Origin of the sequence: Burkholderia sp. MS389 (genome assembly GCF_016899425.1) — a bacterium.
Classification (GTDB): Bacteria; Pseudomonadota; Gammaproteobacteria; order Burkholderiales; family Burkholderiaceae; genus Burkholderia; species Burkholderia sola.
This window is the reverse complement of sequence record NZ_CP045994.1, coordinates 1,856,003-1,877,610: the sequence shown is the minus strand read 5'-3', so window position 1 is coordinate 1,877,610 and position 21,608 is coordinate 1,856,003. Positions and strand designations below refer to the sequence as shown.

Annotated in this window: 26 protein-coding genes; 10 read left to right on the top strand and 16 right to left on the bottom strand. The window is 66.9% G+C overall.

Annotated elements, in window-relative coordinates; translation table 11 throughout:
* The first annotated feature begins 319 nt into the window (after window positions 1-319).
* The 5 genes from GJG85_RS08635 (at window position 320) to GJG85_RS08615 (ending at window position 2,803) form a co-directional block, all read left to right on the top strand.
* Window positions 320-739, top strand: a complete 420-nt coding sequence (locus tag GJG85_RS08635; RefSeq protein WP_050012697.1) for an organic hydroperoxide resistance protein — start codon at window positions 320-322, stop codon at window positions 737-739.
* Between the two features lie 66 nt (window positions 740-805).
* Window positions 806-1,132: a DUF4148 domain-containing protein gene (locus GJG85_RS08630; RefSeq protein ID WP_089488450.1), complete on the top strand. Its 327-nt coding sequence runs from the start codon at window positions 806-808 to the stop codon at window positions 1,130-1,132.
* Between the two features lie 64 nt (window positions 1,133-1,196).
* Entirely contained in the window at window positions 1,197-1,523 is a 327-nt protein-coding gene (locus tag GJG85_RS08625) for a DUF4148 domain-containing protein (RefSeq protein ID WP_204383243.1), read from the top strand.
* A 72-nt stretch (window positions 1,524-1,595) separates the two neighbouring features.
* Window positions 1,596-1,922, top strand: coding sequence for a DUF4148 domain-containing protein (locus GJG85_RS08620; RefSeq protein ID WP_204383241.1), 327 nt, complete (start codon window positions 1,596-1,598; stop codon window positions 1,920-1,922).
* 164 nt (window positions 1,923-2,086) lie between these two features.
* On the top strand, window positions 2,087-2,803 hold the full coding sequence (locus GJG85_RS08615; RefSeq protein WP_089488448.1) for a GNAT family N-acetyltransferase: 717 nt from the start codon (window positions 2,087-2,089) through the stop codon (window positions 2,801-2,803).
* Window positions 2,804-2,855: 52 nt separating this feature from the next.
* Here GJG85_RS08615 and GJG85_RS08610 read toward each other — a convergent pair whose 3' ends face one another.
* The 3 genes from GJG85_RS08610 to GJG85_RS08605 all read right to left on the bottom strand — a co-directional run bounded on the left by GJG85_RS08610 (window position 2,856) and on the right by GJG85_RS08605 (window position 3,915).
* Window positions 2,856-3,311: a MarR family transcriptional regulator gene (locus GJG85_RS08610; RefSeq protein WP_050012664.1), complete on the bottom strand. Its 456-nt coding sequence runs from the start codon at window positions 3,309-3,311 to the stop codon at window positions 2,856-2,858.
* Between the two features lie 107 nt (window positions 3,312-3,418).
* A complete protein-coding gene (locus GJG85_RS35215) occupies window positions 3,419-3,547 on the bottom strand; it encodes a hypothetical protein (protein WP_256122098.1) in 129 nt (42 codons plus the stop codon).
* Window positions 3,544-3,915, bottom strand: a complete 372-nt coding sequence (locus GJG85_RS08605; protein WP_050012663.1) for a GFA family protein — start codon at window positions 3,913-3,915, stop codon at window positions 3,544-3,546. The genes GJG85_RS35215 and GJG85_RS08605 overlap by 4 nt, the downstream gene beginning before the upstream one ends.
* Before the next feature lie 481 nt (window positions 3,916-4,396).
* Here GJG85_RS08605 and GJG85_RS08600 point away from each other — a divergent pair, with 481 nt between their 5' ends.
* Window positions 4,397-5,854, top strand: coding sequence for an MFS transporter (locus GJG85_RS08600; protein ID WP_204383240.1), 1,458 nt, complete (start codon window positions 4,397-4,399; stop codon window positions 5,852-5,854).
* Between the two features lie 74 nt (window positions 5,855-5,928).
* Here GJG85_RS08600 and GJG85_RS08595 read toward each other — a convergent pair whose 3' ends face one another.
* From GJG85_RS08595 to GJG85_RS08575, 5 genes are all read right to left on the bottom strand, one after another.
* Window positions 5,929-6,822 (bottom strand): LysR family transcriptional regulator, encoded by an 894-nt coding sequence (locus GJG85_RS08595; protein ID WP_089488446.1) that lies wholly within the window; start codon window positions 6,820-6,822, stop codon window positions 5,929-5,931.
* Between the two features lie 106 nt (window positions 6,823-6,928).
* The gene (locus tag GJG85_RS08590) at window positions 6,929-7,756 is read right to left on the bottom strand and encodes an alpha/beta hydrolase (protein ID WP_050012660.1); all 828 of its coding nucleotides are present in this window, start codon (window positions 7,754-7,756) and stop codon (window positions 6,929-6,931) included.
* A gap of 210 nt (window positions 7,757-7,966) precedes the next feature.
* A complete protein-coding gene (locus GJG85_RS08585; protein ID WP_089488445.1) occupies window positions 7,967-8,350 on the bottom strand; it encodes a VOC family protein in 384 nt (127 codons plus the stop codon).
* Between the two features lie 27 nt (window positions 8,351-8,377).
* Window positions 8,378-9,340 carry a hydroxymethylglutaryl-CoA lyase gene (locus tag GJG85_RS08580; protein ID WP_124679777.1) on the bottom strand — a complete coding sequence of 321 codons (963 nt, stop codon included), beginning with the start codon at window positions 9,338-9,340 and terminating at the stop codon, window positions 8,378-8,380.
* 21 nt (window positions 9,341-9,361) lie between these two features.
* A complete protein-coding gene (locus GJG85_RS08575; protein WP_089488651.1) occupies window positions 9,362-10,552 on the bottom strand; it encodes a CaiB/BaiF CoA-transferase family protein in 1,191 nt (396 codons plus the stop codon).
* Window positions 10,553-10,811: 259 nt separating this feature from the next.
* On the opposite strand from GJG85_RS08575, the gene GJG85_RS08570 reads away from it, so the two are divergent.
* On the top strand, window positions 10,812-11,777 hold the full coding sequence (locus GJG85_RS08570) for a D-2-hydroxyacid dehydrogenase (RefSeq protein ID WP_050012657.1): 966 nt from the start codon (window positions 10,812-10,814) through the stop codon (window positions 11,775-11,777).
* Window positions 11,778-11,989: 212 nt separating this feature from the next.
* On the opposite strand, the gene GJG85_RS08565 is transcribed toward GJG85_RS08570, so the two are convergent.
* The 6 genes from GJG85_RS08565 to GJG85_RS08540 form a co-directional block, all read right to left on the bottom strand.
* A complete protein-coding gene (locus GJG85_RS08565) occupies window positions 11,990-12,202 on the bottom strand; it encodes a hypothetical protein (RefSeq protein WP_046545736.1) in 213 nt (70 codons plus the stop codon).
* 163 nt (window positions 12,203-12,365) lie between these two features.
* Entirely contained in the window at window positions 12,366-12,803 is a 438-nt protein-coding gene (locus GJG85_RS08560; protein ID WP_050012655.1) for a hypothetical protein, read from the bottom strand.
* Between the two features lie 113 nt (window positions 12,804-12,916).
* Window positions 12,917-13,840 (bottom strand): ABC transporter permease, encoded by a 924-nt coding sequence (locus GJG85_RS08555; protein WP_089488443.1) that lies wholly within the window; start codon window positions 13,838-13,840, stop codon window positions 12,917-12,919.
* On the bottom strand, window positions 13,840-14,712 hold the full coding sequence (locus GJG85_RS08550) for a sugar ABC transporter permease (RefSeq protein ID WP_204383239.1): 873 nt from the start codon (window positions 14,710-14,712) through the stop codon (window positions 13,840-13,842). Before GJG85_RS08550 ends, GJG85_RS08555 begins: the two co-directional genes overlap by 1 nt.
* A 49-nt stretch (window positions 14,713-14,761) precedes the next feature.
* Window positions 14,762-15,841, bottom strand: coding sequence for an ABC transporter ATP-binding protein (locus GJG85_RS08545; RefSeq protein ID WP_089488650.1), 1,080 nt, complete (start codon window positions 15,839-15,841; stop codon window positions 14,762-14,764).
* Window positions 15,842-15,891: 50 nt separating this feature from the next.
* Entirely contained in the window at window positions 15,892-17,058 is a 1,167-nt protein-coding gene (locus tag GJG85_RS08540) for an extracellular solute-binding protein (protein ID WP_050012652.1), read from the bottom strand.
* 470 nt (window positions 17,059-17,528) lie between these two features.
* Here GJG85_RS08540 and GJG85_RS08535 point away from each other — a divergent pair, with 470 nt between their 5' ends.
* Entirely contained in the window at window positions 17,529-18,233 is a 705-nt protein-coding gene (locus GJG85_RS08535) for a glutathione S-transferase N-terminal domain-containing protein (RefSeq protein ID WP_050012694.1), read from the top strand.
* Window positions 18,234-18,474: 241 nt separating this feature from the next.
* A complete protein-coding gene (locus GJG85_RS08530) occupies window positions 18,475-18,828 on the top strand; it encodes a colicin immunity protein (protein WP_080334192.1) in 354 nt (117 codons plus the stop codon).
* A 176-nt stretch (window positions 18,829-19,004) separates the two neighbouring features.
* Here the strand turns inward: GJG85_RS08530 and GJG85_RS08525 are convergent, their stop codons facing one another.
* Window positions 19,005-19,526, bottom strand: coding sequence for a MarR family transcriptional regulator (locus GJG85_RS08525; RefSeq protein ID WP_050012651.1), 522 nt, complete (start codon window positions 19,524-19,526; stop codon window positions 19,005-19,007).
* Between the two features lie 130 nt (window positions 19,527-19,656).
* Between GJG85_RS08525 and GJG85_RS08520 the strand changes: the two genes are divergently transcribed.
* Window positions 19,657-20,835, top strand: a complete 1,179-nt coding sequence (locus GJG85_RS08520; RefSeq protein WP_089488442.1) for an MFS transporter — start codon at window positions 19,657-19,659, stop codon at window positions 20,833-20,835.
* 37 nt (window positions 20,836-20,872) lie between these two features.
* Here GJG85_RS08520 and cobM read toward each other — a convergent pair whose 3' ends face one another.
* Window positions 20,873-21,601 carry a precorrin-4 C(11)-methyltransferase gene (cobM, locus tag GJG85_RS08515; RefSeq protein WP_089488441.1) on the bottom strand — a complete coding sequence of 243 codons (729 nt, stop codon included), beginning with the start codon at window positions 21,599-21,601 and terminating at the stop codon, window positions 20,873-20,875.
* Window positions 21,602-21,608 lie beyond the last annotated feature (7 nt).

Sequence of the window (21,608 nt, the reverse complement as noted above, 5' to 3'; positions counted from 1 at the left end):
CGGAAAATCGGTTCCCTCGCGAGCGCTCGCCACGTTTCGACATTCGCGCGCGGCGATCACCTTGCCGAGCGTCCGAACCCTATCGGCCAAGAACCAGAGCGGCGAAACCGCATCGTCTACCTGGCGGCCGTGGTTCATTGGGGGCGAAATCGCCTGAAAGCCTTGCCAGGAAAGGCGCTGGCCGTTTCAGATACATTGAAATACAAAATATCGCATACGATTTAATCGAATACGCTTGACGCAAGCGGCAGCCAGGCGGAAACTGCGTCGCATGCGATCGAATCGCATCTGACACAAACCTCAACTGACGGAGCAAATGATGAGCAAGATCGACAAAGTGCTGTACACGGGCAAGACGCATACGACTTCCGGCGGCCGCGACGGCGCGGCGCGCAGCTCCGACGGCCGCCTCGACATCCAGTTGTCGTCGCCGGGCAGCGCCGGCACCGGCACCAACCCGGAACAGCTGTTCGCGGCCGGCTGGTCGGCCTGCTTCATCGGCGCGATGCAGCTTGCGGCGCGTGCCGAGAAGGTGACGCTGCCGGCCGATCTCGCGGTCGACGCCGAAGTCGATCTTGGCACGGCGGGCAACGCGTACTTCCTGCAGGCCCGGTTGAACGTGAGCGTGCCGGGGCTCGAACGCGACGTCGCGCAACGCATCGTCGACACCGCACACCAGACCTGCCCGTATTCGAAGGCGACGCGCGGCAACATCGACGTCGAGATCCGGATCGCCTGAACGTTGCATCGGGCGGCCGAACGCCGCCTTCTCGAATTCCCGATTCCTTTTCTATCGAGGTGAAAAATGAAGACTCAATTGATCGCTGCGCTGCTCGTCGCTGTTTCGTCTGCCGTTGCCGCTCCGGCGTTTGCCAATGAGTCCGCCGTGACGCGTGCGCAGGTGCGCGCCGAACTCGCGCAGCTTCAACACGTCGGCTATCCGCTGAACCGCGCGACCGACGCCACCTACCCGAACGATCTGCAGGCCGCGCTGACGCAGATCCACGCCGACGATGCCGTCGCGGCCAACGCACAGGCTGCCGGCTACGGCAGCAACGGCGACACCGCGACGCAATCCGGCCGCCGCTATGTCGCCAGCGTGGCCGAGCGCTCCGTGTACTTCGGTCACTGAGTACCCCACCGGTACGTGAACCGCGAGTCCTTTTATTCCTGATGCCATTTTTTCGAGGTGAATGATGAAAACCCCATTGATCGCTGCCCTTCTCGTCGCCGTTTCCGCTTCCGTCGCCGCACCGGCGTTTGCCGACGCAGGCGTCGTGTCCCGCGCGCAAGTACGCGCCGAGCTCGTCCAGCTTGAACAAGCCGGCTATCGGCCGGGCCGCGCGAACGATCCGCATTACCCGGCCGACCTGCAGGCCGCGTTGACGCGCATTCATGCGAACGATGCGGTGGCGGCCGATACGTCGGCATCCGGTTACGGCATCGATGCCGCAGCCGCGACGCAGTCGGGCAGCCAGCCGGCGACGCGTATTGCCGAACGCTCGATCTACTTCGGCCATTGAACGAACACGCGAACGACGCCGATGGCCGGCGTGCGGTGCGCTTCCCGAATTCCTTTTCTATCGAGGTGAAAAATGAAAACCCCACTGATTGCCGCCCTTCTCGTTGCCGTGTCGGCCACCGTCGTCGCGCCGGTTTTTGCAAGCGAAAGCACCGTCACCCGTGCGCAGGTGCGTGCGGAACTGGCCGCGTTGCAGCAAGCCGGCTACCAGCCGAATCGCCCCAACGATCCGAACTACCCGGACAATATCCAGGCGGCGCTGAAACGGATTCGGGACGACGGCGCCGTCGCGGCCGACACGAAGACAGCCGGTTACGGCAACGACGCCGGCGGCGCCTCGCAGTCCGGCAGCCGAAACACGCTGCGCACCGCCGAGCGCTCGATCTATTTCGGACATTGAGCGCGGTACGGCGAATTCGGTCGCCGAAGTCCCCCATATAAAGCGCATGCGATGTAATCGCATGCGCTTTTTTCATGTTGCGCGGATCTGCGTTGACGGAGCTACCTGCCCGGCCCATCCAGGATTATTCTGTGCGGCCCCCATCTTCCATCAAGGAGCCGCCGATGCCGGACGCGATGACCGCAAACACGACAGGCGATGCGCACGTGCTCGACCGGGTCGTCTGGAATGCGCTCACGGGCAGGCAGCGCCGTTTTGCGCTCGGCGACGGCCGTGCGCTGCGGTTCCCGACGGCCATCGCGCCGTTCGCCGCGATCGACGACACGAGCCCGGCGTCGTTGGACGCACTGCGCGCGCTGATCGCCGCACACGGGCCGGCGGCGCTCGTTACGCCGAACGAAATCGAGCCGCCGGCGGGATTGTCGGTGATCCGGCGCGCGACGTTGCTTCAGATGACTTGCGAACGGACGTTCGAGCCGGCCCCCGAATCGGAGCATGTTCCGCTCGGCGAAGCCGACGTGCCGGACATGCTCGCGCTGACCGCCGCCGCGCAGCCGGGCCCGTTCGGCCCGCGCACGTTCGAGCTCGGCCACTACATCGGCGTGCGCCGTGACGGCCGGCTGGCCGCGATGGCCGGCGAGCGGATGCAGGTGGACGGATATACCGAGATCAGCGCCGTCTGCGTGGATGCCGCGTTTCGGCGGCAAGGGCTGGCGGCGCGGCTGATCCGGTCGCTGATCGCGACGATCGGTGCGCGTTCGCAAACGCCTTTCCTGCACGTCCTCACGACGAACCAGGTGGCGATCGAGCGCTATCTCGCGCTCGGTTTCGTCGCCCGTCGCGAGATGCACCTGCTGGTGCTGGACGATGCGCGCGCATGACCGCGCGGCCGGCGCGATGCCCGCGTCGGCCGCTTGTCGCGCCTGAGTGTTTTTATGCGTCGGTCGAGCGGATCAGGTTGCCGCGCAGCGTGACGATCGCCTTCTGCACCTTTGCGAACTCGTCCGGCTTCAGCCCGGTCGCTTCGACCAGGTTCATGTCGAGCCCTTTCTCGCGCACGCGGCGGCCGCTTTTCGTCAGGCTGACGAGCACCTGGCGCTCGTCGGACGGATCGCGGTGCCGCTCCAGATAGCCCATTGCCTCGAGCTTCTTCAGGATCGGCGTCAGCGTATTGGATTCGAGGAACAGCTTCTCGCCGAGTTGGCCGACGGTCTGGTTGTCCTGCTCCCACAGCGCGATGATCGTGATGTATTGCGTATACGTGAGGCCGAGCTCGTCGAGGATCGGCTTGTACGCCTTGCCGAACGCGAGGTTCGCCGAGTAGATCGCAAAGCACAGGAACTCGGACAGCTTCGGCGCGGCAGGCGACGGGGTTTCGGTCGGTTTCATGGACTTCCTCCAGCGACACGAACGGTCGCAGACAATCGCATTATATATCGCATGCGATCTTATCGGAAGCATGATAATCGGGGGCGATCGGCCGACGCGCCGCGCACTCAGCCCGGCTTGCGGCGCTTGCCGGTTTGCTGACGGCTCACCGACAGCAACGTGCACTGCACCGGATGCGCGATTTCGGTCGCGAGCCCGCCCGCGGCAAACAGCAGGATCATCAGCCAGCGTTTCATGCGTCCTCCACGACCGAGAGGCTCGCGCCATCGGCGACCGCCGCGTCGAGCGCATACGGATCGACGCCGTCGAGGCAACCGAGATTCACGCGCCAGCAGGCCGGATCCTTGCGGGTCTGGTGGAACGGATAGACGCCGCAGCCGCTGCAGAAGTAGTGACGCGCGGTGTGCGTGTTGAAGCGATAGCACGTCAGTGCGTCCTCGCCTTCGATGACGCTCAGATTGGCGGCGGCGAACATCGGGCTCATCAACGCGCCGCGTCGGCGGCACAGACTGCAGTTGCAGCGAATGGCCGGCGCAATCGCCGTCGTGACTTCGAATTTGACGGCCCCGCAATGGCAGGACCCCTTGAACCAGGTTGCAGACATGATGGACTCCGGAAGAGGTCATGCCTGCTTTATAGCGAACCCGCGCGCGGGCGGTGTATCGCACTGTATCGGTAGTCGGCGCGGATACAGGACATTGCAAATCTACCGCCCCGGCGACAGGTATCGCATTTCCGGTTTCATCCCTAGAATCGGCGTCATGGTTTTCCCGGGCCAAGGGATCGCGCGGGTGCGCATCGTTTTCGATATGCACCCGCCCGCCACGCAGGCTGCAACGGCCTGCCGCGCGAATCTGGCCACCGCCGCGCCCCACCCTTTCTGCTCAGGAAAGGAGGCTTGAGACATCCTCAATTATCACGTGCCGCCGATTTGCCCACCATGTATCGGACGATCGGCGCAACCCGCATGGCAGACGCTTGCGCGAGCCCGGCGATGCCTGTCGTCGCGCCGGGCGGCCGACGTGTTACGCGGGTCGCGAACGGCCAGAGCCCGCAACACCGCATATCGATAATCAGGAGACACGATGAACAGCCAATCCCTCGACCTCGACGGCCACGCGGGCGGACCCGCGTCCGCCCGCCCGCCGGCCGCCTCCGCAGGCGCCGACACGGCGACCCTCCCCGGCCGCCGCGTCACGCTCGGCGATTTCATGGACGATCTGCCGGTCGGTGCGTTGCATCGATTCGTCGTCTGGGTGATCGGCATCGGGTTGTTCTTCGACATGTACGAGATCTTTCTCGTCAGTACGATCGGCTCCGCGTTGCAGCACGAATACGGGCTGAGCCGACAAAGCGCCGATTTCAAGCTGTTGCTGGCGTCCGCGTTCATCGGCATGTTCGTCGGCGCGATGTGCCTGGGCAGCCTGGCCGACCGTATCGGCCGACGCAAGGCGTTCCTGCTCACGCTCGGGTGGTACAGCGCGTTCTCGCTGGTCGGCGCGTTTTCGGTGAACGCCGACATGCTCGTGGCCTGCCGTTTCCTGACCGGCATCGGCGTCGGCGCGATCTATCCGGTTGCCGACAGCTTCCTGTCCGAAATCCTGCCGAAGGACAAGCGCGGCCGGCTCGCCGCGTGGGCCTATACGACTTCGTATGTCGCGGTGCCGCTCGTCGGCTTTCTCGCGCTGTGGCTGAACCCGCTGCATGTGGCGGGCGTCGCCGGCTGGCGCATCATTCTCGCGATCGGCGGCCTCGGCGCCGTGTACGTGCTGTTCGTCCAGCACCGGCTGCCGGAAAGCCCGCGCTGGCTGCTCGCGCAAGGCCGCACGGCCGAGGCGCACGCGGCGCTGCGGCGCTTTGCGGAAAGCGCCGGCGTGCGCGCGCCCGAACACTTCGCGGAACCGGCCGAGCCGCAGCGGCCGCTCGGGCTCGGCGAGCGCATCGCGCTGCTGCGCCGCCAACCGTATGGCGCGCGCTACCTGATGCTGGCGATCTTTCACCTGTTCCAGGGCTTCGGCTATTACGGATTCGGTACGCTGGCCGGCACGGTCGTGAAGAGTCGCGGTTTCGACGTGACGGACAGCACGCTGTTCATCGCGCTATCGTTCATCGGCTATCCGATCGGCTCGCTGCTGTCGATTCCGCTGCTCAACTGGATCGAGCGCCGCACGCTCGTGATCGTGTCGATCCTGTCGATCGCAGTGTTCGGGCTGTGCTTCGCGTATTCGGGCAATACCGTGCTGATCGTCGGCTTCGGATTCCTGACGACGTGCGCGTCGAACGTGTTCAGCAACGCGTATCACGTGTATCAGGCCGAGATCTTCCCGGCACGCGTACGCTCGACGGCGATCGGGAGCACCTATGCGCTGTCGCGCATCGTCAGCGGCGCGCTGCCGTTCGTGTTGCTGCCGGTGCTCGTCAACTACGGCGCGGGCGCGATGTTCGGCGTGATCTCGGCCGCGCTCGGCGTCGTCGCCGTCACGCTGCGCGTGCTGGGGCCGCTGACCACGCGGCGCAGCCAGGATGAGATCAATCCGGTTTGACGCGGCAGTCGGCACGGAGCGCACGGGCGCATGCCCGTGCGTCGCCGTTTCATCGCACTATCGCACCATCGCATTCACCGCGCCGACATGAAATCAAACAGCTTCGCGACGTCGGTCGTCAGCACCGTGTCGGCCTTCACGCCGACCCACAGCGTGCGCGTTGCCCACGCGTCGTCGAGCTTCACGACACCGAGCCGCGCCGCGCGCTCGCCGGTCACCGCGTCGCGCGGCAGCACGCCGATGCCGAGGCCGGCCTCGATCATCCGGCTCACACCGTCGAAATTCGATACCTGGATCCGCAGCTTCAGCGAGCGCTCGGCCGCGAACGCGGCGTCGGTCATCCGCGCGAGCAGCGAGCTGCCGTCGCTCAAGCCTACGTAGTCCTCGTCGAGCGTATCCGCGAAGCGGATGCTGTCGCGCGCGGCGAACCGGTGCGTGCGCGGCACGAGCAGCACGAGTTCGTCGCGCCGGTACAGCCGCCGGTCGATGCCGGGCGCCGGCACGTTGTCGGCGAATACGCCGAGATCGGCCTTGCCCGACGCGAGCGCGTCGACGATCTCGTGGCTCAGCCGCTCCTCGAGACTGACCTTGATGCCGGGGTGGTCGGTGAGGAACGCGGCAAGATCGGCGGGCAGGAACTGGACGATCGCTGACGTATTGGTCCACACGTGGATATGGCCGCGCACGCCGGCGACGTAGTCGCTCATCTCGTGCGCCATCCGGTTCACCTGCTCGATCACCTTCGCCGCATGATCGAGCAGCGCGCGGCCCGCGGGCGTCAGCTCGACGCCGCGCGCATGCCGGACGAACAGCGCGCTGCCGGTCACGCTTTCGAGTTCGGCGATGCGCTTGCTGACCGCGGACAGCGTGAGCTGGCCGTGTTCGGCCGCCTTCGTCAGGCTACCGTGCTCGGCGACGAGCGCGAACACGCGCAGCGACTGCAGATCGAAATGAAGCGGGTTCACCATGTCGTGGAATCCTGGAAGGCCGTGCCGGGGTATGCCGTCAGCGCGCCGGCCTGACGCCGATCATACGCCGGGCCGTGCGCGTGCGATATGGCGGGATATGGCCCGGCTAGCGCGGCGCGATTGCATGCAAGGCGTCGAGCATCGCGCCGTCCGGCGTCGCGAGATCGTCGAGCACCGCGAAGTGCTGCATGCCGCGCAGCCATGTGCGGACGATCCGCTCGCCGGCGGCTTCGCACGCCGTCGCGTAGACGTCTGCTTGCCGGATGAGTTCGGGCAGTTCGGCGTCGCCGACCGCAATGACGGTCGGGGCGCCGGGCCCGATGTGATGCAGCGGACTGTATGCGTCGACTTCGCGCGCGGTGAGCTGCAGCTTGTCGTTCAGGCAGCACAGCGCGATCGGTTCGAGATCGACGAGCGGGCTGATCGCGAGTGCCGACACGACGGCCGGATGCGCGCGATGCATGGCCGTCAGGTGGCCACCCGCCGAATGGCCGCTCAGGTAGATCGGCCGCCCCGCGGTGCCGAGGCCGTCGCGGTCGGCCGCGAGATGGTCGAGCAGCGCGCCGATCTCGCCGACGATATCGGTCATCGTCGCGACCGGCGCGAGCGTGTATTCGGCGAGCACGACGTCGTAGCCACGCGCGAGCGGCCCGCTCGCCGCATACGCGAAATCCTCTTTCGTGCAGTGCTGCCAGTAGCCGCCGTGAATGAACACGAACAGCGGCGCGTCGGGCTGTCCGCACGGCAGCCAGTCGAAGCGCTGCGCGGGTTGCGCGCCGTAACGCAGGTCGCGCCGGCCGGGCGTTGCCGCGTACAGCGCCGCGCTGCGCGTCTGGCATGACGCCAGCAACGCGGGGAAATCGGGAACGGCCTTCGTGTTCAGGTACGCGGCGTCGAGCGCCGTGCGGTCCATGCCGCGATAGAGGATCGTCATTCGGAAAGTGCCTGGATCGGGTTGCGGATGCGCGCGGCCGGTGGGTTCCGTGCGCGGCGAAGGCGGCGGCCGCGCCGACGCCGTGGCGCCATTATCCGCAGCGCGGCCGCGCACGGCTATCCCGAATCGGCGGGCGCGGCGCCTGCGTGTCCGCTTTCGGCGAAGGATTGTGGCGGCGTGCGCGCAGCGTGCCGGTGCTCGCGCGGCCGGTCAGATCGGTTCGGAGATTTCGATCAGGTTCAGGTCGGGATCGCGCACGTAGACCGAGCGGATCTTCTGCGTCGCGCCCGTGCGTTCGACGGGCCCTTCGACGATCGGCCAGCCGACGCGCCGCAGGTGCGCGATCACGTCGTCGAGCGGGACCGACGCGATGAAGCACAGATCGAGCGCGCCCGGCACCGGTACGTGCGCTTTCGGCTCGAATTCCGCGCCGCGCACGTGCAGGTTGATCTTCTGGTTACCGAAACGGAACGCGAGCCGGCCCGCGCCGAAGGTGTCGAGCTGCATCTGCAACACCTCGGTGTAGAAATGCTTCGTCCGCTCCGGATCGACGCAGGTCAGCACGAGATGATCGAGGTGGTCGATCAGCGCCATGGGATTCGCTCCTGTTTCTGTTGACGTTCACGAGAAAGCGCGTTGCGCGGGCATGTCGCAGGTATCGGCGCGCGGGGGCGGATGAAGGTCCGAGCGGCGCCCGGCCTTCAAGATCTGGCTCGGCACGTCGTGCCCGATCAGCGCGGGCAGCCGCGCCGACGCGGCGAGCACGGCCACGAGGTCGATGCCCGTATCGTAGCCGTCGAGTTCGAGCATGTGCACGAGTTCCTCGGTGCACGCGTTGCCGGTCGCGCCCGGCGCATACGGGCAGCCGCCGAGCCCGCCGAGCGACGCATCGAAGCGGTCGATGCCGGCGTCGAGCGCCGCGAGCGTGTTCGCGAGCGCCATCCCGCGCGTGTTGTGAAAGTGCAGCGTGAGCTGCGACGCCAGGAAGCGCTCGCGTGCGCGGCGCGACAAGTCGCGCACCTGCGACGGAAACGCCATGCCCGTCGTGTCGCACAGCGTGAAGCCGTGCACGCCGAGATCCGCGAAGCGCTGCATCCACGCGAGCACCGTTTCGGCCGGCACGTCGCCTTCCATCGGGCAGCCCATCGCGGTCGACAGCGACACGTTGATCGCGACACCCGTGCCGCGCACCGCGTCGATCACGTCGCGCAACTGCGCGAACGACTGCTCGCGCGTCATCCGCAGGTTCGCGCGGTTGTGGCTCTCGCTCATCGACATCACGAGGTTGACCTCGTCGACGCCGCACGACAGCGCGCGCTCGGCGCCGCGCACGTTCGGCACGAGCACCGTATAGACGACGCCCGGCGCGCGCGCGATGCCGTGCATCACGGCTTCCGCGTCGCGCAGCGCGGGAATCGCCTTCGGCGACGTGAACGACGTGACCTCGATCTTCGCGTAGCCGCAGGCGCTCAGCGCGTCGACGAGCGCGATCTTGTCGTCGGTGTCGACGAACGCCGCTTCGTTCTGGAAACCGTCGCGGGTCGCGACTTCGTGAATATGGAGTCGTTGCGGATGGGGGGTCATGTCTTCGTCCCGGTGGTCGTTTCAGATCACGCCGCGCGTGCGCCAGTCGTCGCGGGTCGCCGCGTCGATGCCGAGCGATTCGAGCACCGCATCGGTATCCGCGCCGAGCGCGGGCGCCGGCCGCTCGATGCGCCCGGGCGTCGCGTCGAGTTTCGGCACGATGCCCGGCACGAGCACCGGGGTGCCGTCGGGCAGCGCGGCGTCGACGATCATGTCGCGCGCACGGTAGTGCGGATCGGCCGCGATGTCGGCCACGTCGTAGATGCGCCCGGACGGAATGCGCGCGTCGTTCAGCGCGGCGAGCACGTCGTCGAGGTCGTGACGCGCGCTCCATTCGCCGATCGCCGCATCGATGCGCGCGACCTGGGCGACGCGCCCGTCGTTGTGCGCGAGCGCCGGATCGTTGCCGAGATCGGGCCGGCCGATCAGTTCCATCAGGCGCCGGAAAATGCTGTCGCCGTTGCCGGCGATCAACGCGTACCGGCCGTCGCGGCAGCGGTACGCGTTGGTCGGTGCGATGCCCGGCAGGCTGCTGCCGGCCGGCTCGCGCACCGCGCCGAACGCCGCATATTCGGGCAGCAGGCTTTCCATCATGTTGAACACCGATTCGTACAGCGCGACGTCGACGACCTGCCCCTTGCCGCCCTGCTGTTCGCGATGCCGCAACGCGAGCAGCACGCCGATCACGCCGTGCAGCGCGGACAGCGAATCGCCGAGCGAGATGCCGACGCGTACCGGCGTGCGGCCCGGCTCGCCGGTCAGGTGGCGCAGGCCGCCCATCGCCTCGGCGATCACGCCGAAGCCGGGGCGGTCGCGATACGGGCCCGTCTGCCCGAAGCCCGACACGCGCAGCATCACGAGCCCCGGGTTGATCGCGGACAGCGCGTCCCAGCCGAGCCCCCAGCCTTCGAGCGTGCCGGGCCGGAAGTTTTCGATCAGCACGTCGGTGTCGGCGACGAGGCGGCGCACGACGTCCTGCCCTTCGGGCGTGCGCAGGTCGAGCGTGAGCGAGGTCTTGTTGCGCGACTGCGCGGCCCACCAGACCGACGTGCCGTCGTGCAGCAGCCGCCATTTGCGCAGCGGATCGCCGACGCCGGGCGGCTCGACCTTGATGACCTCCGCGCCGAATTCGGCGAGCATCCGGCCCGCGAACGGCCCGGCGATCAGTTGGCCAAGTTCCAGCACGCGGATGCCGTCCAGGGGGCGTGTCATGACCGTCTCCGATGAAATCGTGTTGTCGATGACGACGATCATGACGGCGTTCGCGCGTGGCGAAAATCGATCGATGGTCAACCAGACTTTCCGAAACGGAAAGGCGGACGACGGCGCGAGCGCGGTATCGGCCAGGTGTGACGCACCAGCCTTTCCATCCGGGAAAGCACGCTCCCGCAACGGTCAAACGGCGGCGCGCGCGCCGCGCGCAAAATCGGATCCGTTCCGCGCCGCCGGGCGCCTGTCAGCGAGACCTGCCATGTTTTCCGTTTCTTCTCCCGCGAAGATCGTGTTCCTCGATCGCGCGACGCTGTCGCCGCAGACGGTGCTGAAGCCGTTTCCGTTTCCGCACGTGGTGCAGACGTTCGACCGGACGGCCGCGCACGAAGTCGCGGCGCGCATCCGCGATGCGGACATCGTCGTGACCAACAAGGTGCGGCTCGACGCGACGGCTCTCGCCGACGCGCGGCGGTTGCGGATGATCGCGATCGCCGCGACCGGCACCGATATCGTCGATCTCGATACATGTGCGGCACGCGGCATCGTCGTGAGCAATATTCGCGGCTATGCGATGCGTACGGTGCCCGAGCACACGTTCGCGCTGATCTTCGCGCTGCGCCGCAGCCTCGTCGCGTATCGCGACGCGGTACGTGGTGGGCGCTGGCTCGACAGCGGGCAGTTCTGCTTCTTCGATCATCCGATTCGCGACCTGGCCGGTTCGACGCTCGGGATCGTCGGCGACGGCGTGCTCGGGCATGCGGTGGCCGCCATCGCGCGGGCGCTCGACATGCGCGTGTTGTTCGCCGCGCACGACGACGCAGCGGGCGACGGTTATGCGCCGCTCGACACGCTGCTGCGCGTCAGCGACGTGATCACGCTGCACTGTCCGCTCACGCCCGCGACGCGGCATCTGATCGACGCACATGCGTTCGCGCGGATGGCGCGCCGGCCGCTGCTGATCAATACCGCGCGCGGCGGGCTCGTGGACGAAAGCGCGCTCGTCGACGCGTTGCAGTCGGGGCAGATCGCGGGCGCGGGATTCGACGTGGTTACGCAGGAGCCGCTGCCGGCCGCGCATCCGTTTCACGCGATCCTGTCGCATCCGGCGTTCATCCTGACACCGCATGTCGCATGGGCCAGTGACGAAGCGATGCAGGCGCTGGCCGATCAGCTCGTGGACAACGTCGCCGCGTTCGTCGGTGGCGAGCCGCGGCATGTCGTGTGATACGCGCAGACATGCACAAACAGAACGGCCCCGCTCGATTGCTCGAAGCGGGGCCGACCGGATGCGGGGCTGCTTATGCGGGCGACTCGGCACGTAACGGGTTCGTGCATTCGCCGCTGTCTTGCGGCCGGTTTCCGAATACGTGACGAGACGACTTCAGGGCATTGAGACCGGCAGTGACGTCGCCCAAGCCCGAAAAGCGGAAAGCCGGCTCAGTACGCGGACATCTCGACGCAAGGGTCGACCTTGGACGGCGAGCAGATGACCGAGTACTTGGCGCTCTCGCGCATCAGCGCTTCGCCTTCGTGCAGTGCGATCCTGATCTCGGGGTGACGCTCGTACGCGAGGAAGGCCGAGCACACGACGGCGGACATCACGACGAGGGAAAACACAAATTTTTCAAGGGTTTGGAAGCGTTCAGGCATGGGATGACCTTTCTCTCATGGTCGGAATTATACCTTGAGATAAGGGTTTTCCCTATAACCCTGGCTGCATACCGAGGGTGCGTTCAAACGAGATAGGCGCGATGCTCGCGCCCTTTTTTATCGGGAAAAAGCAGCAGTGCGGTCCAGGCTGGCCGCCCTCGCGTCACTTCGCCGCCGACGCGCCGCTCGCCGCATTGCCCGGCCAAGCCTTGCCGATATGGTCGATCAATGACTTCGCGGTGCCCGTCACGAGCGCCGCATCGACGCCGGACGTCTGCCATGAGCCGTCGGCCGCCTTCACGAAGGTCAGGTTCGCGCGCGACGGCGAGTAATCGGCATTCCGCCACGTGACCACGACGTCGCACGAGTACGTGCGGTCGCCGAGCTTCTTGCAGTCGCCGTCGGGTTTCGCCGACACGACGTCGGCCGACACGGGCAACGGCTGGCCGAACAGCGCGTTCAGCCCGCCGTGGTTTTCGGCCTCGAGCGCGCGGCGCACGGCGGCGTCGACGTCGCTCGATCCGGGACCGTCGTGGAGCAGATTGCAGGCGGCCAGCAGCGTCGAGGCGCCGGCGAGTGTCAGCAGCGTTTGAAACTTCATGGATATTCGTCGATCGGGTGAACGCCGCGTAGTCTGCAACGTCCGCGTATCGTGCGCGGTATCCATTTGTAACCAATTGCACGGCGGCCCGGCGCGTCCGTTGCCGCCCTCGCCTACTGCCGCTCCTGCTTCACGCGGCTCACGAGCTGGGTCGGACTGACGAACTGCAACGCGATCACGACCCACACGAGCGTGATGGCCATGTAGATCATCGCCATCGCGTCGATCGACTGCGGCGCGCGCACGCCGGTCGAGAACACCGCGTAATACAGCGCGACGACGAGCGTCTGCGTGCTCGGCCCCGCGGTGAAGAACGTCAGTTCGAACATCCCGATCGTGCGCACCAGCACGAGCAACCCGGCCGCGAGCATGCCGGGCACGAGCAGCGGCAGCAGCACGTAGCGGAAATAGCGCGACGTGTTCGCGCCGAAGATGCGCGCGGCGGCTTCGAGGTTCGGATCGATCTGCTCGATGAACGGCGTCATCACGAGGATCACGAACGGCAGCGCCGGCACGAGGTTCGCCAGGATCACGCCCGGCAGCGTGCCCGCCAGCCCGATCTTGTACATCACGGTCGCCATCGGAATCCCGTAGGTGACGGGCGGCACCATCAGCGGCAGCAGGAACACCAGCAGCGCGAAGCGCTTGCCGCGAAACTGCACGCGCGCGAGCGCATACGCGGCCGGCACGCCGAGCGCGATCGACAGCAGCACGACCGCGCCGACGACCTCGACGGTCACCCACAGCACGCTCGCAAGCTGGAAATCCTCCCACGCCTTCGCATACCAGTGCAGCGTGAAGCCCTGCGGCAGCGGCGTGCCGAACCAGCGCGTCGCGACCGAGTTCACCGCGACGGTCGCGATCAGCAGCATCACGTTCAGCAGGAAGAACGCCATCAGCCCCCAGACGAGCGCCTTCCATGCGCGGCCGGCGAGATTGCTTTTCATCCGGTGCGGTTCCCTTGCGTCGACGGGTCGCGCATCGGGCGCGTCGTGCTTCGGCGGCCACGTGCGAGCGGCATGATTGTCGGTCGCCATCAGCCCTTGCCTCCCGTGACCGCACCCGTATAGAAGAAGCGGCGCGCGCCGAGCATCGACGCGACCACCAGCAGCTGCACGAAGCCCATCACGATCGCGATCGCCGACGCGAGCGAATAGTCGTAGCTCTCGAACGCGGCTTCGGCCGCCGCGATCGAGATCACGCGCGTCGGGCCGGCCGGCGCGCCGAGCAGCACGGCCGACGGGAACACCGAGAACGCCTGCACGAACGACAGGCACGCGGCCATCGTGAGCCCCGGCACGAGCAGCGGCAGGTAGATCTGGCGAAACTGCTGCCACGGGTTCGCGCCGAGCGTCGCGGCCGCGCGCGCGAGCGTCGGGTCGATGCCGCTGATGTACGACAGCATCAGCAGGAACGCGAACGGAAAGCCCGACACGATCAGCGACAGCAGCACGCCCCAGTAGTTATGCGTGAGGCGCACTTCGTCGGTGTACAGGTGCAGCCCCTGCAGCGCCTGCGGAAACCAGCCGTTCGGCCCGAAATACGTGAGCATCCCGTCGGCGACGAGCACCGTGCCGAGCGTGACGGGAATCACGAGCAGCGTCGTGACGAACTTCTGGTACCGCGAACTGCGGCGTAGCGCGAACGCGACGGGCACCGCGATGCCGACGTTGAGCAGCGTCGCCGGCACCGCGAGCTTCAGCGTGACGAGCACGGTCGGCCACATCGCGGTGTCGGTGAAGAACTGCACGTAGTTCGCGAGCGCGCCGCCGCCGTTCGTCGGCTGGAACGACAGCACGAGGCCGTACGCGAACGGATAGATGAACAGCGCGGCGATGAACGCGAGCGCCGGCGTGACGAGCCACGCCTTCGCATCGCGCGGCGTGCCGCCGGTCGCGAGCGTGCTCATGCGGCCTCCGGGCGAGGTACCCCCGCGCATGCCGATTGGCGCAGCCCGTTCATTGCACGTCTCCCGCATAGACGAGCGCGCGCGCCGGCGCCACGCGCAGCCGCAGCGCCTCGCCTTGCGCGAACTCGCCGGCCACGCGCGCCCAGATTGGGCCGAACGGCGTGATCGCGCGGATCAGCGAGTCGCGGCCGCCGTATTCGACCGTCTCGACGGTCGCGTCGAACGCATTGTCGGCACCCGCTTGCGCGCGTTCGATGTCGTCGGGGCGCAGCGCGATCACGACGTCCTTCGCGTCGAAGCCGGCCATCGGCACGCCGAGGAGGCGCACGCCACCGGCTGTCACCCGAACGCAGTCGCCGGCCATCCCTTCGAGCGTGAACGGCAGCACGTTGCGATAGCCCATGAAGCGCGCGACGTGCAGGTTGTGCGGACGCGTGTAGACGTCCTTCGGCGACGCGACCTGCTGCACGACGCCCTCCTTCATCACGACGATGCGGTCGGCCATCGACAGCGCCTCGTCCTGGTCGTGCGTCACGTAGATCGTCGCGCGTTCGAGCTGCGTGTGGATGCGGCGGATCTCGGCGCGCATCTCGATGCGCAGTTTGGTGTCGAGGTTCGACAACGGCTCGTCCATCAGCACGAGCGGCGGCTCGATCACGATCGCCCGCGCGATCGCGACGCGCTGCTGCTGGCCGCCCGACAGTTGCCCGGGCAGCTTGCCTTCGTGACCGACGAGCTGCACGAGCTCGAGCGCCTGCTGCGCGCGCCGCCGCGTTTCCTGCTTCGCCACGCCGCGCATCTTGAGGCCGAAGCCGACGTTGTCGAGCACCGACATGTGCGGAAACAACGCGTAGTTCTGGAACACCATCCCGAAGCCGCGACGCTCGGGCGGCAGCACGTCGATGCGCGTGTCGTCGAGCCAGATGCCGCCGCGCGTGAGCGGCTGCAGCCCGGCGATGCAGTTCAGCGCGGTCGATTTGCCGCAGCCGGACGGGCCGAGCAGCGCGATGAATTCGCCGCGCCGGATCTCGAGGTCGAGGCCGTTCAGCGCGGCAACCTGCGCGCCTTGTGCATTGGTGAAACTGCGGCACACGCCGTCGAGCCGCAACCGTTCGAAACTGTGCTTCATGTACGCGAACTCCATCGACGCGGGCGCCCGAGCGCCCGCGGGTTCATGCGTTATTTCGATTTCTGCGAACCGATCTCGCGATCCCACTTCTGGAACGCGGCGACCATCGCCTGCGCGCTGAGCGGCTGCACGTGCGGACGATCGGCGAGCAGCTTCGCGTATTCGGGACGGCCGAATTTCCTGATCACTTCCTGGCTGTGCGCGGGCGCCATCTCGAGCGTCACGCCCTTCACCGCCGGGCCCGGATAGAAGTAGCCGTCGTCGTAGGTCGTCGCCTGCTGCGCCGGCTCGAGCAGGAAATTCATCAGCTTGAACAGCACGTCGAGCTTTTCCTTCGGCACGCCCTTCGGGATCACCATGTAGTGCGCGTCGTTGACCCACGTCATGTTGTCGAACGCCTGGACTTTGAATTCGGCCGGTACGATGCCGAGCGCGCGCGGGTTGAGATCCCAGCCGGTGACGGTCACGGTCATGTCGCGCGTGCCCTCGCCGAGCTCCTTCATCACCGCCGACGTGCCGCCCGGGTAATACGGCACGCAGTCGTTCAACTGTTTCAGGAATGCCCAGGTCTTGTCCCAACCGTTGATCGGGTCCTGCGGATTCTTGTCGCCGAGCACGTACGGCAGCCCCATCAGGAACGTACGGCCGGGGCCCGAGTTCGCCGGGCGCGCATAGATCAGCTTGTTCGGGTGCGCCTTGCACCATGCGAGCAACTGGTCGGGCGTCTTCGGCGGGTCGGAGACCTTCGCCGGGTTGTATTCGAGCAACGGGCCGGCCGGCATGTAGGTGACTTCGAGGCCGAAGCCCTGCGCCAGATCCTGCATCTTGCGCGGGCCGGGCGCGTACTTGTCGAGCACGCCGGGGAGCGCGGCTGCGTTGTCGGGCAGGAGCTTCTGCCACAGGTTCTGTTCGATGCCGGCGGCCAGCGCGTCGGTGCCCGTCAGCACGAGGTCGATGTCGGAGCGCCCCGCCGCCTGCATCGCCTTGATCTTGCCCGGCAACTGCGGCGCGGGTGCGTTTGTGAACGTGACGTTCGCGACGAGGGTCGGGTTCTTCTCCTTGAACGCCTCGATGGCCTTCTGCGTGAGCTGCAGGTTGCCTGCGACGTCGACGATGTTCAGCGATACGGGGGCCGCAACGGCCGCGCCGGCCGACAGCGTGAAGCCCAGGGCGAGTGCGATCCGGCGGACACGGCGAGCGATCGGGGTGGTGTTCATGTCTCCTCACTTCGGTCGGTGGATGGGACCTTTCTTGTCAGGAAATCATGACGGCGTTATACGATGTCGGTCAACAAAAAACCACGGAATGCGGGGCGGGACTTTCCCTGACAAAAACCTTCCGTTTGTTGACGAATTGCGCGGTGGTTGATTTTGTGGGCGGTTGTGCCGTCGCCTGGCACGGTGTGTTAGGACGTCGTATCTCGGGGGGAGGCGACGGGCATCGAGCCGTATGCGGTCCGGCGGCCGACGGACACGCGTTGCTCGCCGTGTCTTGCGGCACTGTGAACGACGCCGGCCACGGCTACCGTGTCGAACAACCGGCGGCCGACCGACCCCTGCATCGATTTCCCGGATCGGCTACAGTGGGCGCTTTCGGCGCGCTCCGCCCCGCCGCCGAGCCGTGAACCGTGCGCGAGCGCGACGGCACGGGCGGAGCGCGGATCATTCACTTCGACGAGCGAACCTTCATGCCCGATCTGTCCGCCTTCCCGATCACGCAAAAGTGGCCGGCCCAGCATCCCGACCGTCTCCAGCTCTACTCGCTGCCGACGCCGAACGGCGTCAAGGTGTCGATCATGCTCGAGGAAACCGGCCTGCCGTACGAGCCGCACCTCGTGCGCTTCGACACGAACGACCAGTTGTCGCCCGAATTCCTGTCGCTGAACCCGAACAACAAGATCCCGGCGATCATCGATCCGAACGGCCCGGACGGCCAGCCGCTGCCGCTGTTCGAATCGGGCGCGATCCTGATCTATCTCGCGGACAAGACGGGCCAGCTGATCCCGAAGGATCTCGCGGGCCGCTACGAGACGATCCAGTGGGTGATGTTCCAGATGGGCGGCATCGGGCCGATGTTCGGCCAGGTCGGCTTCTTCCACAAGTTCGCCGGGCGCGATTACGAGGACAAGCGACCGCGTCAGCGCTACGTCGACGAGTCGAAGCGCCTGCTCGGCGTGCTCGACGCCCATCTCGCGAACCGCCAGTGGGTGATGGGCGATACGTACACGATCGCCGATATCGCGATCTTCCCGTGGGTGCGCAACCTGGTCGGTTTCTATGAGGCGGGCGATCTGGTCGGGTTCAGCGAATTCCGGAACGTCAAGCGGGTGCTTGATGCGTTTGTTGCTCGTCCGGCTGTCGCGCGGGGGCTTAATATTCCGGCGCGGGGTTGATCGGTTACGCGGGCGCACCACGTGCGGCCCGCGCCCTGCGACCTGCGACGCCCGCCGCATTGTGCGGAGGGTTTTTTTGGGTCATCGCGAATTTTCGGGGAACGCTGGGAAGACTGTCGGTCTTCGGCCAGGAGCGGACTAGTCGACAACCGTTGCGCAAAGCGGCCATTGGCGTCGTCCGCAATCGTGAAGAACAATCGAAAATGAACTTCTCACAGTCGGATTGTATTGAAACCACCCTATGAACATCGATCGTTCTCGCGTCTACGATTCGTCGGATGACTTTTTTTCCCTCGATGGAAGCATCGTGATGAAGCTTTCTACCGACGCGGCAATTGCAGTTTGTGAGCGGGCGGCCCAACACGGCTTGGTTGTCGCTCGAATCGAAGGCGGCATATGGCATTTTCCTGGATTCGAAGCGAGGGTCGATTGCATTTGGGATGGTGCTGATCCTCCTATTGATCTGAGCGCTGCGGAACGAAATAATCAAAGGGCAGCCGAGTTCATTAGATCGGAGAGCCCGCCGCACGATGTTTTCTTGATGACGGCCCCGCCGATGACAGGTTGGAAATCCAGACAACCACAGGGCTTTTGACGCCCCCATGATGCATTTCGGCCACGCAGATTTACACCCAGGTCACGGTCCCGCTCATTCCACGGTAAACGTCCGTTTTGCCAAGACGTCCAGGTCCGCTTCGGGTCGGCAAGCGACGCCCACGAAAATTCACGAAGAAATTTTTTGCCCGCCGCGTACGTTCCATCACGCATTCTTCAACGCGACGTCCCTTCCCCCCCTTCCGGCGCCCCACCTTCCAGCCCCGCCAGCAACTTCCCCAGCAGTTCCGACAACTGCGCCTGCTCCGCCGCCGACAACACAGCCAGCACCTCGCGCTGATTATCGATATGCGCACCAACCGCCTCATCGATCAGCGCCCGCCCCGCATCCGTCAGCGCGACGAGCGTGCCGCGCCCGTCGGCCGGGTTCGGCCGACGCTCGACCCACCCCGCCTTCTGCAGCCGGTCGATGCGCGCGGTCATCCCGCCCGACGACATCATCAGCGCGTCGTACAGCGCGGTCGGCGTCAGCGCGAACGGCGCGCCACTGCGCCGCAGCGTCGCGAGCACGTCGAATTCGCCCGGCTGCATGCCGTAGCGCGCGAACAGCGGATTGAGACGGTCCCGCGCGATCACGAGCGCGGCTTCCTGCAGCCGCCCCATCACCACCATCGACGTTGCGTCGATATCCGGACGCTCGGCGCGCCATTGCGCGAGCGCATGCTCGGCTCGATCCATTAACCCTCCTCGGCTCACCAGTTATCTTGACGTCAAGATAACTCGCCATATATCTTGATGTCGAGATACTTTGCCGGAAAAACGCGCGGCGTCTCGCTGACAGCCGCGCACCGATATCGAGGGCCTTGCAATGAATCGCTTCACTTCCCCCGGATGGCGGCTCGCCGCGATCGTGCTCGTCGGGCTGAACCTGCGGCCGGCGCTCGCCGCGGTCGGCCCGTTGCTCGACATGATCCAGCGCGCGACGGGTATTGGCGACGGCGCGGCCAGCCTGCTGACGACGATCCCGATCCTGCTGATGGGGCTCGGCGCGCTGAGCGCGCGGCGGCTACAGCGCATCACCGGGATCGTGGGCGGCGTGTGGCTCGGCGTCGCGTTGATCGGGCTGGCCTGCGCGTCGCGCGTCGGTGCGCAGCACGCATGGCTGCTGCTCGCGAGCGCGTGCTGCGCGGGCGTCGGGATCGCGATGGTGCAGGCGTTGTTGCCCGGCTTCGTGAAGGCGCATTTCGCGACGCGCATCGGCGGCGCGATGGGCGTCTATTCGACGTCGATCATGGGCGGCGCGGTGCTCGCGAGCGTCGTCGCGCCATTCGCCGCGGCGCGCTGGGGCTGGCTCGCCGCGCTCGCGGGCTGGGCGCTGCCTGCGGCGCTCGCCGCACTGGCGTGGCCGCTGGCCAGCCGCGGTGGCGACGCGCTGGCCGGCGGGCCGGCGTCGGTATCGAATGCACGGCCGACGCGTTCGCCGCGCGCATGGCGGCTCGCGCTGTTCTTCGGCATCGCGACGGGCGCTTACACGCTCGTGCTCGCGTGGCTGCCGCCGTACTACATGCGGCTTGGCTGGTCGCCGACCGTGGCCGGCAGCTTGCTCGGCGGCGTGACGCTCGCGGAAGTCGTCGCGGGGCTGACCATTTCCGCGACGATCGACCGCCTGCCCGATCGCCGGCCCGCGCTGCATGCGGCGATCGCGTCGCTGTTCGTCGGCTTGCTGGTGATGCTGGCCGCGCCCGACGCGCTCGCGTTGCCGGCCGCGCTGCTGCTCGGCGCGGGGATCGGCGCGCTGTTTCCGCTGTCGTTGATCGTCACGGTTGACCATGCGGCGACGCCGGCCGATGCCGCGTCGCTGACGGGGTTCGTGCAGGGCGTCGGCTACCTGGTCGCAGGCTTGTTTCCGTTCGCGGCCGGCCTGGTGCGCCAGCATCTTGCGGACCTGACGCCCGCGTGGATCGCGATGGCGTGCCTCTGTGTCGCGCTGTTCGCGCTGGCGGCGGGGTTTGCGCCGAAGCGGGTGCGACGCATGGCGCGGGCCTGAGCGACGCCGCGGGCCAGCGGCGCGGGCGCGAGTGCGTTCAGCCCCCGCTCGCGTACAGCGTCGAATCCGCGAACCCTTCGGCGTCGAGCACGCGCCCGATCAGGATCAGCGCGGTGCGCTCGATCTGCGTGCCCTGCACCTTGTCGACGATGTCGGCCAGCGTGCCCGTCACGCGTTCCTCGTCGGGCCAGCTAGCGCGATAGATCACCGCCACCGGGCAATCGGCGCCGTAATGCGGCAGCACTTCGTCGACGATACGCGCGAGATGGCGCACGCCGAGATGGATCGCGAGCGTCGCGCGATGCGCGGCGAGCGCGCCGAGCGCTTCGCCTTCCGGCATCGTCGTCTTGCCCGCGAAGCGCGTGAGGATCACCGTCTGCGCCACGCCGGGCAGCGTCAGCTCGACACCGAGCGTCGCCGCGCACGCAGCCGTGGCCGTCACGCCCGGCACGATTTCGTACGGAATCCCGAGCGCTTTCAGGCGGCGGATCTGTTCGCCGATCGCGCCGTACAGCGACGGGTCGCCGGAATGCACGCGCGCGACGTCCTGCCCTTTCGCGTGCGCGGCGGCGAGCAGCGCGACGATCGCATCGAGGTCGAGCTCGGCCGTGTTGACGACCTGCTCCGCGCAATGACCGTCGAGCACGGCGGCCGGCACGAGCGAACCCGCATACAGGATCACCGGGCACATGCGCACGAGGCGCTGGCCCTTCACCGTGATCAGCTCCGGGTCGCCAGGGCCCGCGCCGATGAAGTACACCGTCATCGAAAAT